Origin of the sequence: Photorhabdus kayaii (genome assembly GCF_025384895.1) — a bacterium.
Lineage (GTDB): Bacteria > Pseudomonadota > Gammaproteobacteria > Enterobacterales > Enterobacteriaceae > Photorhabdus > Photorhabdus kayaii.
The window spans coordinates 72,151-85,300 of the sequence record NZ_JAJAFZ010000009.1 but is presented as its reverse complement, the minus strand read 5'-3'; the positions used below and the strand labels follow the sequence as shown (position 1 = coordinate 85,300).

The following is a 13,150-nucleotide window of genomic DNA, read 5'->3' as shown; positions in this document are numbered from 1 at the left end:
TTAGAGGATTAATAAATGAAACAGATTCCAATGACGGTACGTGGCGCGGATAAGTTGCGCGAAGAGCTAGATTATCTAAAGAACGTACGTCGTCCAAAAATTATTTCAGACATTGCTGAAGCGCGTGAACATGGTGATCTGAAAGAAAACGCTGAGTATCATGCTGCTCGTGAACAACAAGGTTTCTGCGAAGGCCGTATTCAGGAAATCGAAGCTAAACTTTCTAATGCACAAGTGATTGATGTCACAAAGATGCCCAAGGCTGGACGTGTTATTTTTGGGACTACAGTTACGGTTTTGAATGTTAATACTGATGAAGAGCAGACTTACCGGATTGTGGGTGATGATGAGGCGGATATTAAAGAAAATCTAATCTCAGTGAATTCACCAATTGCCCGCGGTTTGATAGGTAAAGAAGTTGATGACGTTGTTATTATCAAAACACCAGGTGGTGAAGTTGAATATGAAATCCTGAAAGTTGAATATATTTAACTTCGGGATTGGCCTGTTGCTATTGGTTTACGTTAGGTAAAGTTACATAAGGATCGTGGAAAAGTAAAAAAGGCCGAATATGGCCTTTTTTATCATAATATGCGCACCGCATTTTATATAAATGTGGTTTGATTATTTAGGTAAAATAATTTTGCGTTCTTCCGATTGGCGGTAAAGAACTAGAGTTTTACCGATAATTTGCACATTATATGCACCGGTCTCGCGGACAATTGCATCGGCGATCAAATTTTTGGTTTCGCGATCTTCGCCTGCGATTTTGACTTTGATAAGCTCATGGTGTGACAGCGTTTGTTCAATTTCGGCCAACACACCCTCGGTCAGGCCGTTATTACCAATCATGACGACAGGTTTTAGCGGGTGAGCGAGACTTTTCAGGTGTTGTACTTGTTTTTTGTTAAGGGCCATTGTTTTTTTGCTTAGTTAGGATTGAAAACGAGACATTCTACCGCCATCTCATCTCTATCACCATAAATAGTGTGTTGTGGTTTTGGTGTATGGAGCAATAGATATCTGGCTCTTTATTCGTAGTATAGTTGGAAAGGACAATGGCCAATAAAAAACGTTCGGCAAGCTCCAGTCGCTGGTTACAAGAACACTTTAGTGATAAATATGTTCTGCAAGCACAGAAAAAAGGGCTTCGTTCTCGCGCTTGGTTTAAACTTGATGAAATTCAACAAAGTGACAAAATTTTTAAGCCTGGCATGACCGTTGTCGATTTAGGTGCAGCTCCTGGTGGATGGTCTCAGTACGCAGTGAGTCAAATTAGTGATAATGGGCGAGTGATTGCCTGTGATCTTTTACCGATGGATCCCATTGTTGGCGTCGATTTCCTTCAGGGTGATTTTCGTGATGAACTTGTATTGAAAACATTGCTTGAGCGAGTTGGTGATAACAAAGTCCAGGTCGTCATGTCGGATATGGCACCCAATATGAGCGGAACACCTGCGGTCGATATTCCTCGATCCATGTATCTGGTTGAATTGGCGTTAGATATGTGTCGTGATGTGCTGGCCCCTGGGGGGAGTTTTATTGTCAAAGTGTTTCAGGGAGAGGGCTTTGATGAATACCTGAGGGAAATGCGCTCCCTATTTACGAACGTGAAAATTCGTAAGCCAGACGCTTCGCGGGCCCGATCGCGTGAAGTATACATTGTAGCGACAGGGCGGAAACTATAGTACCCTGAATGCTATTTGTTAACACAGTTGTAATATGAGGTTAATCCCTTGAGTGACATGGCGAAAAACCTGATTCTCTGGTTAGTTATCGCAGTTGTGCTGATGTCGTTATTCCAGAGTTTTGGTCCCAGCGATTCCAATAGTCGTAGGGTGGATTACTCTACCTTCATCAATGAATTAGCCCAGGATCAGGTGCGCGAAGTTCGTATCACAGGTCGTGAAATTAACGTTAGTAGGAAAGATAACAGCAGATACACCACTTACCTACCAGTACAGGATGAAAAACTGCTAGATACGTTGCTGAATAAAAACGTAAAAGTGGTTGGTGAACCCCCAGAGGAACCAAGTCTGCTAACTTCTATTTTCATTTCCTGGTTCCCGATGTTACTGCTTATTGGGGTCTGGATTTTCTTTATGCGCCAGATGCAGGGTGGTGGCGGTAAAGGGGCAATGTCTTTTGGTAAAAGCAAGGCCCGTATGCTGACAGAAGATCAGATTAAAACCACTTTTGCTGATGTTGCTGGTTGCGACGAAGCGAAAGAAGAAGTTGGTGAACTGGTGGAATATCTGCGAGAACCAGGCCGCTTCCAGAAGTTAGGTGGAAAAATTCCGAAAGGTATTCTGATGGTTGGGCCTCCGGGTACGGGTAAGACTTTACTGGCAAAAGCAATTGCTGGTGAAGCGAAAGTGCCGTTCTTTACTATCTCTGGTTCTGACTTTGTTGAAATGTTTGTTGGTGTTGGTGCATCCCGTGTTCGTGATATGTTCGAGCAGGCGAAGAAAGCAGCACCTTGTATCATCTTTATTGATGAGATTGATGCGGTGGGCCGTCAGCGTGGTGCTGGTTTGGGTGGGGGTCATGATGAACGTGAGCAGACTCTGAACCAGATGCTAGTTGAGATGGATGGTTTTGAAGGCAATGAGGGTATTATCGTTATTGCCGCGACTAACCGTCCCGACGTACTTGATCCTGCGTTGTTGCGTCCTGGTCGTTTTGACCGTCAGGTTGTTGTTGGTTTGCCAGACGTACGTGGTCGCGAGCAGATTCTGAAGGTTCATATGCGCCGGGTTCCTCTGGATACTGATGTTGATGCTTCTGTCATTGCTCGCGGTACTCCGGGATTCTCTGGTGCTGATTTGGCTAACCTAGTGAACGAAGCTGCTTTGTTTGCTGCCCGTGGTAACAGACGCGTAGTTTCTATGGTTGAATTCGAAAAAGCGAAAGACAAAATCATGATGGGCGCAGAACGCCGCTCTATGGTGATGACGGAAGAGCAAAAAGAATCAACTGCTTATCATGAAGCAGGCCATGCTATTATTGGCCGTCTGGTTCCTGAGCATGATCCTGTTCATAAAGTTACCATTATTCCGCGTGGTCGCGCTTTGGGTGTGACTTTTTTCCTACCGGAAGGCGATCAGATCAGCGCTAGTCGCCAGAAGTTGGAAAGCCAGATTTCAACCTTATATGGAGGTCGTCTGGCGGAAGAGATTATTTATGGCCCAGACAGCGTTTCTACTGGCGCATCTAACGATATCAAAGTGGCGACATCAATTGCCCGTAACATGGTAACTCAGTGGGGGTTCTCGGAAAAACTTGGCCCATTACTCTATGCAGAGGAAGAAGGGGAAGTGTTCCTTGGCCGTTCAGTTGCTAAAGCTAAGCACATGTCTGATGAAACTGCTCGTCTTATTGATCAGGAAGTTAAGGCAATTATCGATCATAACTATCAACGTGCTCGTCAGATTCTGATGGACAACCTTGATATTCTGCATTCGATGAAAGATGCATTGATGAAGTACGAAACTATTGATGCTCCCCAGATTGATGACTTAATGAATCGTACAAATGTTCGTCCACCAGCTGGATGGGAAAGTGATAGCGGCGGCAGTAATAACAGTCGCCCAACAGGTAATACACCTCCTCCACAGGCTGCAAAACCAACTGATGATATCAATACATTGGCGCAAGGTGGTGAGCAAGTAGGGCAGTCAGGAAATAAAGATCAGTAATTGTTCCATTGTTTCGTAGTCTGATTTGATATTCATGAAACCCCAGGTAAGTCCTGGGGTTTTGACATTGAAGGTAACCTAACATGAAACTCAGAGCCAGAGACAATGTTCTCGATCTTTCCCGCCCACAAGTAATGGGTATTTTGAATGTGACTCCAGATTCATTTTCTGATGGAGGGGCTCATAATACTCTGGATATGGCCTTACAACATGCTGAGAAGATGATTAATGAAGGCGTTGCGATCATTGATATCGGTGGGGAATCTACCCGTCCGGGAGCTGATGAAGTTAGTGAACAAGAAGAAGTGGATCGTGTTGTTCCGGTTGTTGAGGCTTTAGCTCAACGATTTAATATCTGGATTTCTGTTGATACCTCGAAAGCATTGGTGATGAGTGAGTCAGCAAAAGCTGGCGCCCATTTGATTAACGATATTCGTGCATTACAAGAGCCTGGTGCTTTGGAAAGCGTAGCTAAATCTGGCTTACCCGTTTGCTTGACGCATATGAAAGGCCAGCCACGTACTATGCAAGATGCTCCACATTATGAAAATTTGTTAATAGAAGTGAACCAATTTTTTACTGAGCAAATTAAACGTTGTGTGATGGCAGGGATAACAAAAGATAAACTTGTTCTTGATCCTGGCTTCGGTTTTGGCAAGAACTTGACGCATAATTATCAGTTATTGGCACATTTAAACCAATTTCATCAATTTGGTTTACCTGTGCTAGCAGGAATGTCACGTAAATCTATGATAGGTCAGTTGCTTCATGTACCGCCACAAGAAAGGGTTACCGGTAGTGTAGCTTGCGCAGTTATCGCTGCTATGCAAGGAGCGCAAATTATCCGGGTACATGATGTCAAAGAAACCGTGCAGGCAATGCACATTGTCGGAGCAACACTTTCAGCAAAGGAAGAAAAGAAATTATGAGTAACCGCAAATATTTTGGTACCGATGGTATCCGTGGCAAAGTGGGCGATAGCCCAATTACGCCAGATTTTGTGTTAAAGCTTGGTTGGGCTGCGGGTAAGGTACTGGCTCGTCATGGTTCTCGTAAGATCATTATCGGTAAAGATACCCGTATTTCTGGCTATATGCTGGAATCTTCTTTAGAAGCAGGTTTAGCTGCGGCTGGCTTATCTGCTTCGTTCACTGGTCCTATGCCAACACCTGCTGTTGCTTATCTGACCCGAACTTTCCGTGCTGAAGCTGGAATTGTTATCTCTGCTTCTCATAATCCTTATTATGATAACGGTATTAAATTCTTCTCTATTGATGGTACGAAACTGCCGGATGATGTGGAAGAAGCGATTGAAGCTGAAATGGAAAAGCCACTGACTTGTGTGGAATCCGCAGAGTTAGGGCGCGCAAATCGTATTGTTGATGCTGCTGGTCGTTATATCGAATTCTGTAAAGGTACATTTCCAAGTGAGCAAAGTCTTAATGGATTGAAAATTGTACTTGATTGCGCTAACGGTGCGACTTACCACATTGCTCCAAATGTACTCAGAGAACTAGGGGCTGATGTTGTGACGATTGGCTGTGAACCAAACGGTATCAATATTAATGAAAAGTGCGGTGCTACCGATGTTCGTTTGTTGCAACAACGTGTTGTAGAAGAGAAAGCAGATGTTGGTTTGGCATTTGATGGTGATGGTGACCGCGTTATTATGGTTGACCATTTGGGACAGAAAGTTGATGGCGACCAGATCCTTTATATTATTGCCCGTGAAGCATTGAGACAAGGACAACTGCGTGGTGGCGTTGTTGGTACGCTGATGAGTAATATGGGATTGGAGTTAGCATTGAAGCAGCTTGGTATCCCATTTTTGCGTACTAAAGTGGGTGACCGTTATGTGCTGGAAAAATTGCAGGAAGAAGGCTGGCGTTTAGGGGCCGAAAACTCTGGTCATGTTATCTTACTGGATAAAACAACTACGGGTGACGGCATTGTTGCTGGCCTTCAGATTCTGAGTGCTATGGTGCGTAACCATATGAGTTTGCACGATCTGTGTAGTGGTATGAAACTTTTACCGCAGGTGCTGGTAAATGTTCGTTTCTCCGGTTCACACGATCCACTTAAATCGGAAAGCGTAATGAATACGACTAAATCTGTTGAAGCTGAATTAAATGGCCGTGGACGGGTATTGTTACGTAAGTCTGGTACTGAGCCATTGATTCGTGTCATGGTAGAGGGTGAAGATGATGTACAAGTCACTGCTTTGGCACATCGTATTGCTGATGCAGTGAAACGCGCTGGTTAATTTGTTGTTTTTTTCTTCAAGTGATTATGATTATTGAAATTAACCTTGCGTATCAGATGTGGTTTGGTTAGTATTCAGACCCACTCAGTCAGGTGATTAACCTGTTTGAGTGGGTGATGCGGTATAAGGTAGCCACGTAAACCGTGGTAAACCCCACGAGGACATAGGTACGACATATGTATGAAGCTCTTTTAGTTGTTTTCTTGCTAGTTGCTATGGGGCTAATTGCCTTGGTTATGCTACAGCAGGGTAAAGGTGCTGATATGGGTGCTTCCTTTGGTGCGGGTGCCTCTGCAACGCTGTTTGGTTCATCGGGCTCTGGTAACTTTATGACTCGTATGACTGCGCTTTTCGCCACTCTGTTTTTTATTATTAGTTTGGTGCTTGGAAATATGACCAGTAACCAAACGGGTGTAAGCAGTAAATGGGAAAACATTGGCGAGCCTGCTAAAGCTGAGAAACCAATGGAGATTCCGACGGTCCCGGCAGCACCAAATAGTGATATTCCGCAGTAATCGTCACAAGAAAGAATTGAAATGGGGTTGTTTAATCAACGATAACCTCATAGTAGTGCCGAGGTGGTGAAATTGGTAGACACGCTACCTTGAGGTGGTAGTGCCCACACTAGGGCTTACGGGTTCAAGTCCCGTCCTCGGTACCATTATTCGGATAGCTTGCGTTTTTGCAGCTATCGGCGTAATATTTGCCACGTTTTCGAACGCGGGATGGAGCAGCATGGTAGCTCGTCGGGCTCATAACCCGAAGGTCGTCGGTTCAAATCCGGCTCCCGCAACCACTTCTTAAATTAAGATGCACTTTTTTGAACGAAATAATTCAGCAATATTTGAAATATTGGTTCTGATTTAAAGGGGCATGAAGTGAGTGGTTGAAGCCACTGGCAGCAAATAGGGTCCAGTTGCATAAAGCCCCGAATTTCGGGGTTTTTTGTTATTTGACAACAGAACTACTGGGCTAATTAGCCCTTTTTTTATGTCTTGGGGGTGGGCTTGTCCACATTAGAGCAAAAATTAACAGCGATGATTTCAGCACCAGTTGAAGCTTTAGGCTTTGAGTTAGTCGGCTTGGAGTTTATTCGTGCACGTGTTTCTACATTGCGGATTTATATTGATAGTGAGAATGGTATCACTGTTGATGATTGTGCTGATGTTAGCCACCAGGTCAGTGCGGTATTGGATGTCGAAGATCCTATCTCAGTGCTTTATAACCTGGAAATTTCTTCACCTGGCTTAGAGCGTCCATTGTTCACGGCTGAACATTACCAGCGTTTTATTGGTGAGGAAGTCAGTCTGGTTTTACGTATAGCAATGCAAAACCGTCGGAAATGGCTGGGCATTATCAAAACTGTCGACGGCGAAATTATCACGGTTACGGTGGATGGAAAAGATGAAGTGTTCGCACTGAGCAACATCCAGAAAGCGAACCTGGTACCCCACTTTTAAAGTTCGGATGAGGCAACTAGGATGAATAAAGAAATTCTGGCTGTTGTGGAAGCGGTTTCCAACGAAAAATCCCTTCCACGCGAAAAGATCTTCGAGGCGCTGGAAACAGCATTGGCCACAGCCACCAAGAAAAAATATGAACAAGATATTGATGTTCGTGTCAGCATTGACCGTAAATCTGGCGATTTTGACACTTTCCGCCGTTGGTTAGTTGTTGAAGAAGTGACTCAGCCGACTCGTGAAATTACGCTGGAAGCGGCTAGATTTGAAGAGCCTGAAATCGATTTGGGTAGCTATACCGAAGATCAAATTGAATCAGTAACGTTTGATCGTATTACAACGCAAACCGCTAAACAGGTTATTGTACAAAAAGTACGTGAGGCTGAGCGCGCTATGGTTGTTGACCAGTTCCGCGAACAGCAAGGTGAGATCATCACCAGTGTAGTTAAGAAAGTCAATCGTGAGAATATCACTCTTGATTTGGGCAATAACGCTGAAGCCGTTATCCTTCGCGAAGATATGTTACCAAGGGAAAATTTCCGCCCAGGTGACCGCGTGCGTGGTGTACTGTATGATGTTCGCCCTGAAGCACGAGGTGCGCAACTGTTTGTCAGTCGTTCCCGCCCGGAAATGCTGGTTGAACTGTTCCGTATTGAGGTTCCGGAAATTGGTGAGGAGCTAATTGAAATTAAAGCTGCTGCCCGAGATCCGGGTTCTCGCGCTAAGATTGCAGTAAAAACGAATGACAAGCGTATCGATCCGGTAGGTGCTTGCGTTGGCATGCGTGGTGCGCGGGTACAGGCTGTTTCCAGTGAACTGGGCGGCGAACGAATCGATATCGTACTGTGGGATGATAATCCTGTTCAGTTTGTCATTAATGCTATGGCTCCGGCTGATGTTGCATCTATTGTTGTCGACGAAGACAAGTGTACGATGGATGTTGCCGTTGAAAGCAACAACTTAGCGCAGGCTATCGGCCGTAATGGTCAAAATGTGCGCCTGGCTGCGCAGTTGTTGAAAAAACACCGTGGTGATGACAAATGGGAATTAAATGTCATGACTGCTGAAGAGTTACAAGCAAAACATCAGGCAGAAGCTCATGCTTCTATTGATACATTCACTAAGCATCTCGATATTGATGAAGAATTTGCTACCGTTCTAGTCGAAGAAGGGTTCTCAACTCTGGAAGAATTGGCCTATGTACCAATTAAGGAACTTCTGGAAATTGAAGGCATTGATGAGGAAACTATCGAAGTCCTGCGTGAACGTGCGAAAGCTGCTTTAACTACTCTGGAACTGGCTCAGAAAGAAAGCCTCAGTGATAAACAACCAACTGAAGAGTTGTTAAATCTGACTGGTATGAATCGTACTCTGGCATTTGACCTGGCTGCCCGTGGCATCTATACGCTGGAAGATCTTGCCGAGCAGGGTATCGACGACCTATCTGATATTGAAGGTTTGAATGATGAGAAAACAGGCGAGCTCATCATGGCTGCCCGAAATATCTGTTGGTTTGGCGATGATGCGTAATAAACCGTAGCAGGAAGGAACAGCATGACAGATGTAACCGTAAAATCACTGGCAGAAGAGATACAGACTTCAGTTGATCGCCTGGTACAGCAATTTGCTGATGCAGGGATTAAAAAAACCGAAACTGATTTAGTCTCCCAGAAAGAAAAAGAAGCTTTACTGGCACATTTGAACCGCGAACAAGGTGGTTCAGCTGGTAAACCCGATAAATTAACATTGCAGCGTAAGACACGTAGTACGCTGAATGTTTCAGGCACCGATGGTAAAAGCAAACCGGTAGCCGTTGAGGTCCGCAAAAAGCGTACATATGTGAACCGCGATGCAGTTGAACAGGCTAAAGCGGAAGATCAGGCGAAGCGTGAAGCGGAAGAGCAAGCACGGCGCGAAGCAGAAGAAAAAGCGCAACGCGAAGCCGAAACAGCAGCGAAGAAACTCGCTGAAGAGCAGGCTAAACGTGAGGCAGAAGACAAGGCCAAACGTGAAGCAGCTGAAAAAGCTAAGCGCCCGGCAGCGGAAAATGAAAAAGTGACCAATCAACATACCGAACATAAACAAAAACCAGCACAGACTGATAAAACAACTCAAAGTGAAAAAGCACGCCGTGAAGCAGAAGCTGCCGATCTTAAGCGTAAAGCAGAAGAAGAGATGCGTCGTAAGGTAGAGGAAGAGGCTAAACGCGTTGCTGAGGAAGCTCGTCGTATGGCTGAAGAGAATCAGGATAAGTGGTCAAGTGATTCAGATTCCATTGATAGCGATGATTATCATGTCACTACCTCCCGTCATGCCCGTGCAGCAGAAGACGAAAATGATGCTAAAGTTGAAGGTGATCGTCGTGCCCGCAGTCGTAGTGGTAAGGCTACTCGCCAGAAGAAGAATAATAAACATTCTGAATCTAAAGCAGATCGTGAAGAAGCCCGTGCAGTTGGTCGTACAAAAGGCAAGCAACGTAAAACCAGTACATTGCAACAAAGCTTCAATAAGCCTGTAGCTGCTGTTAACCGTGATGTTGTGATCGGTGAAACTATTACAGTTGCTGAATTGGCGAATAAAATGGCTGTCAAAGGTTCTCAGGTCATCAAAGCCATGATGAAAATGGGTGCAATGGCAACCATCAACCAGGTGATCGATCAGGAAACTGCACAGCTGGTTGCTGAAGAAATGGGTCATAAAGTTATCCTGCGTCGTGAGAATGAGCTGGAAGAAGCGCTGATGAGCGACCGCGATATAGGTGAAGCTGTTGCTGAATCGCGCGCGCCGGTTGTGACCATCATGGGTCACGTTGATCACGGTAAAACTTCTCTGCTGGATTATATTCGTTCTACGAAAGTTGCTTCTGGTGAGGCGGGTGGTATTACCCAGCATATCGGTGCTTACCATGTTGAAACTGAAAGTGGCATGATTACTTTCCTAGATACTCCAGGGCATGCTGCATTTACTTCAATGCGTGCACGCGGTGCAAAAGCTACCGACATCGTGGTCCTGGTTGTTGCTGCTGATGATGGCGTGATGCCTCAGACTATCGAAGCTATTCAGCATGCAAAAGCAGCGAATGTGCCTGTAGTTGTTGCGGTTAACAAGATCGACAAACCAGAAGCTGATCCGGATCGCGTGAAGAGTGAGCTTTCTCAGCACGGTGTTCAGCCTGAAGAATGGGGTGGTGAAACTCAGTTTATCAATGTATCCGCTAAAGCGGGTATTGGTATTGATGAATTGCTGGACGCAATCTTACTTCAAGCTGAAGTTCTTGAACTAAAAGCAGTCCGTTCTGGTATGGCAAGCGGCGTTGTTATCGAATCATTCTTGGATAAAGGCCGTGGTCCGGTTGCGACAGTGCTGGTTCAGGAAGGTACTTTGAACAAAGGTGATATAGTACTTTGTGGCTTTGAATATGGACGAGTTCGGGCAATGCGTGACGAGCTAGGTCGTGAAGTGTTCTCCGCAGGGCCATCTATTCCAGTGGAAATCCTTGGCCTATCCAACGTACCTGCGGCTGGTGATGAAGCAACGGTTGTACGTGATGAGAAGAAAGCTCGTGAAGTTGCTCTGTATCGTCAGGGTAAATTCCGTGAGGTCAAACTGGCTCGCCAGCAGAAGTCTAAACTGGAAAACATGTTTGCTAACATGGAAGAAGGTGAAGTTTCTGAATTGAATATTGTTCTGAAATCTGACGTTCAGGGATCATGTGAAGCGATCCGCGAAGCATTGGAACAATTGTCTACTGATGAAGTGAAAGTGAAAATCATCGGCTCTGGCGTAGGTGGTATTACTGAAACTGATGCAACACTGGCTGCTGCTTCTAATGCAATTATTCTAGGCTTCAATGTTCGCGCCGATGCTTCTGCACGCCGAGTTGTTGAAAATGAAAGTTTGGATCTGCGTTATTACTCTGTTATCTATAGCCTGATTGATGAGGTTAAACAGGCAATGAGTGGTATGCTGGCGCCTGAATATAAACAGCAGATCATGGGACTAGCAGAAGTTCGTGATGTGTTTAAATCACCGAAATTTGGTGCGATTGCAGGTTGTATGGTGACCGAAGGTACTATTAAACGCAATAATCCAATTCGCGTGTTGCGTGATAACGTAGTGATTTATGAAGGTGAATTGGAATCCCTTCGCCGCTTTAAAGATGACGTTAACGAAGTCCGTAATGGCATGGAATGTGGTATCGGTGTTAAGAACTACAACGATGTTCGTGTTGGTGACATGATCGAAGTATTTGAAGTTATTGAAGTTAAACGATCTATCGCTTAATTCCTACCACTGGTTAATTTCATTATTGGGGGGCTTTTGCCCCCCAAATGTCAGGAGATATAACAATGGCAAGAGAATTCAGTCGTACTCAGCGCGTTGCACAGGAAATGCAAAAAGAGATTGCCATCATTTTACAGCGAGAAGTGAAAGATCCCCGAATCGGTATGGCGACTGTTTCTGGCGTTGAAGTTTCTCGTGATTTGGCTTATGCCAAAGTATTCGTCACCTTTCTGAATGTGTTGACTGAAGAACATGATTCCGATGTGGTAAAGAATGGTATTAAGGCATTGAATGAAGCTTCTGGTTTTATTCGCTCTCTGCTGGGTAAAGCAATGCGTTTGCGTGTCGTGCCAGAACTGACTTTCTCCTACGATAATTCCCTGGTAGAGGGGATGAGGATGTCCAATCTGGTTACTAATGTTGTAAAGAATGATGAACAGCGCCGGGCTTCTGTGGATCACAAAGAGGAGAAGTAATGGGGCATCGTCGTCGCGGTCGTGATATACATGGTGTGTTGTTACTGGATAAGCCGCAGGATATTTCTTCTAATGATGCGTTACAAAAAGTAAAACGTATTTTCAACGCTAGCAAAGCTGGTCACACTGGCGCGTTGGATCCACTGGCAACCGGTATGCTGCCGGTTTGCCTTGGTGAAGCGACGAAGTTTTCCCAGTTCTTACTTGATTCTGACAAGCGTTATCGAGTGATAGCTCGTCTTGGTCAGCGAACTGACACATCTGATTCACACGGGCAAATCATCAGTGAAAGGGCAATCCAGTTAAGTCAGGTTCAGCTTGATGCAGCTTTGGATAAATTCCTTGGTGATACCATGCAAATTCCTTCCATGTATTCTGCACTGAAATATCAGGGAAAACCATTGTATGAGTATGCTCGTCAGGGTATTGAGGTAGAACGCGAAGCACGGCCAATTACAGTCTATGAATTACAGTTTATCCGTTGGGAAGATGATGAACTGGAATTGGAAATACACTGTTCGAAAGGCACTTATATTCGCACTATTATTGATGATTTAGGTGAATTATTAGGCTGTGGTGCTCACGTTATTTATTTAAGACGTTTACAGGTAGCGCATTATCCAAATGATTGCATGGTGACACTTGAGCAATTATATGAATTACAAAAGCAAGCCAAAGATCAGGAAATACCTGTGGGCGAATTAATTGATTCATTACTATTACCAATGGATAGTGCAATTGCTCATTTCCCAGAGGTTAATTTGATTCCAGTAGTTGCGGCTTATTTTAAACAAGGTCAGGCGGTGCGCAGTGCCAAATCCCCAGCTTTAGTTGAAAGTATGGTACGCGTAACTGAAGGTGATGAACGGAAATTCATTGGCATTGCTGTTATCAATGATGATGGGCTTGTTGCTCCCCGCCGTTTAGTTGTTGAAAGTCGGGATTAGGGTATTTTGGGTTATCTTGCGC

12 protein-coding genes and 2 tRNA genes are annotated in these 13,150 nt (G+C 44.7%); 13 read left to right on the top strand and 1 reads right to left on the bottom strand.

Features of this window, described 5'->3' with window-relative positions; translation table 11 throughout:
- Positions 1-15 precede the first annotated feature (15 nt).
- Entirely contained in the window at positions 16-492 is a 477-nt protein-coding gene (gene greA, locus LGZ98_RS05660; RefSeq protein ID WP_112877184.1) for a transcription elongation factor GreA, read from the top strand.
- Between the two features lie 132 nt (positions 493-624).
- On the opposite strand, the gene yhbY is transcribed toward greA, so the two are convergent.
- Positions 625-918 (bottom strand): ribosome assembly RNA-binding protein YhbY, encoded by a 294-nt coding sequence (gene yhbY / locus LGZ98_RS05655; protein ID WP_112877185.1) that lies wholly within the window; start codon positions 916-918, stop codon positions 625-627.
- A gap of 140 nt (positions 919-1,058) precedes the next feature.
- Between yhbY and rlmE the strand changes: the two genes are divergently transcribed.
- The 12 genes from rlmE (at position 1,059) to truB (ending at position 13,128) form a co-directional block, all read left to right on the top strand.
- Positions 1,059-1,688, top strand: coding sequence for a 23S rRNA (uridine(2552)-2'-O)-methyltransferase RlmE (gene rlmE / locus LGZ98_RS05650; RefSeq protein ID WP_112877186.1), 630 nt, complete (start codon positions 1,059-1,061; stop codon positions 1,686-1,688).
- Between the two features lie 48 nt (positions 1,689-1,736).
- Positions 1,737-3,698, top strand: a complete 1,962-nt coding sequence (gene ftsH, locus LGZ98_RS05645; protein WP_191214797.1) for an ATP-dependent zinc metalloprotease FtsH — start codon at positions 1,737-1,739, stop codon at positions 3,696-3,698.
- A gap of 83 nt (positions 3,699-3,781) precedes the next feature.
- Positions 3,782-4,627, top strand: a complete 846-nt coding sequence (gene folP / locus LGZ98_RS05640; RefSeq protein ID WP_113041638.1) for a dihydropteroate synthase — start codon at positions 3,782-3,784, stop codon at positions 4,625-4,627.
- Complete coding sequence (glmM, locus tag LGZ98_RS05635; protein WP_113041637.1) at positions 4,624-5,961, top strand: phosphoglucosamine mutase; 1,338 nt, start codon at positions 4,624-4,626, stop codon at positions 5,959-5,961. The genes folP and glmM overlap by 4 nt, the downstream gene beginning before the upstream one ends.
- 176 nt (positions 5,962-6,137) lie before the next feature.
- Complete coding sequence (secG, locus tag LGZ98_RS05630) at positions 6,138-6,476, top strand: preprotein translocase subunit SecG (RefSeq protein WP_113041636.1); 339 nt, start codon at positions 6,138-6,140, stop codon at positions 6,474-6,476.
- A gap of 57 nt (positions 6,477-6,533) precedes the next feature.
- Positions 6,534-6,622 (top strand) — tRNA-Leu (locus LGZ98_RS05625).
- Between the two features lie 58 nt (positions 6,623-6,680).
- Positions 6,681-6,757, top strand: a tRNA-Met gene (locus tag LGZ98_RS05620).
- 211 nt (positions 6,758-6,968) lie between these two features.
- Complete coding sequence (gene rimP, locus LGZ98_RS05615; protein WP_146747889.1) at positions 6,969-7,421, top strand: ribosome maturation factor RimP; 453 nt, start codon at positions 6,969-6,971, stop codon at positions 7,419-7,421.
- A 21-nt stretch (positions 7,422-7,442) separates the two neighbouring features.
- A complete protein-coding gene (gene nusA, locus LGZ98_RS05610) occupies positions 7,443-8,951 on the top strand; it encodes a transcription termination factor NusA (RefSeq protein ID WP_113041635.1) in 1,509 nt (502 codons plus the stop codon).
- A gap of 24 nt (positions 8,952-8,975) precedes the next feature.
- Positions 8,976-11,705 carry a translation initiation factor IF-2 gene (infB, locus tag LGZ98_RS05605; protein ID WP_113041634.1) on the top strand — a complete coding sequence of 910 codons (2,730 nt, stop codon included), beginning with the start codon at positions 8,976-8,978 and terminating at the stop codon, positions 11,703-11,705.
- A 65-nt stretch (positions 11,706-11,770) separates the two neighbouring features.
- Positions 11,771-12,181: a 30S ribosome-binding factor RbfA gene (gene rbfA / locus LGZ98_RS05600; RefSeq protein WP_036836733.1), complete on the top strand. Its 411-nt coding sequence runs from the start codon at positions 11,771-11,773 to the stop codon at positions 12,179-12,181.
- Positions 12,181-13,128, top strand: coding sequence for a tRNA pseudouridine(55) synthase TruB (gene truB, locus LGZ98_RS05595; RefSeq protein ID WP_113041633.1), 948 nt, complete (start codon positions 12,181-12,183; stop codon positions 13,126-13,128). Before rbfA ends, truB begins: the two co-directional genes overlap by 1 nt.
- The last annotated feature ends 22 nt before the right edge of the window (positions 13,129-13,150 follow it).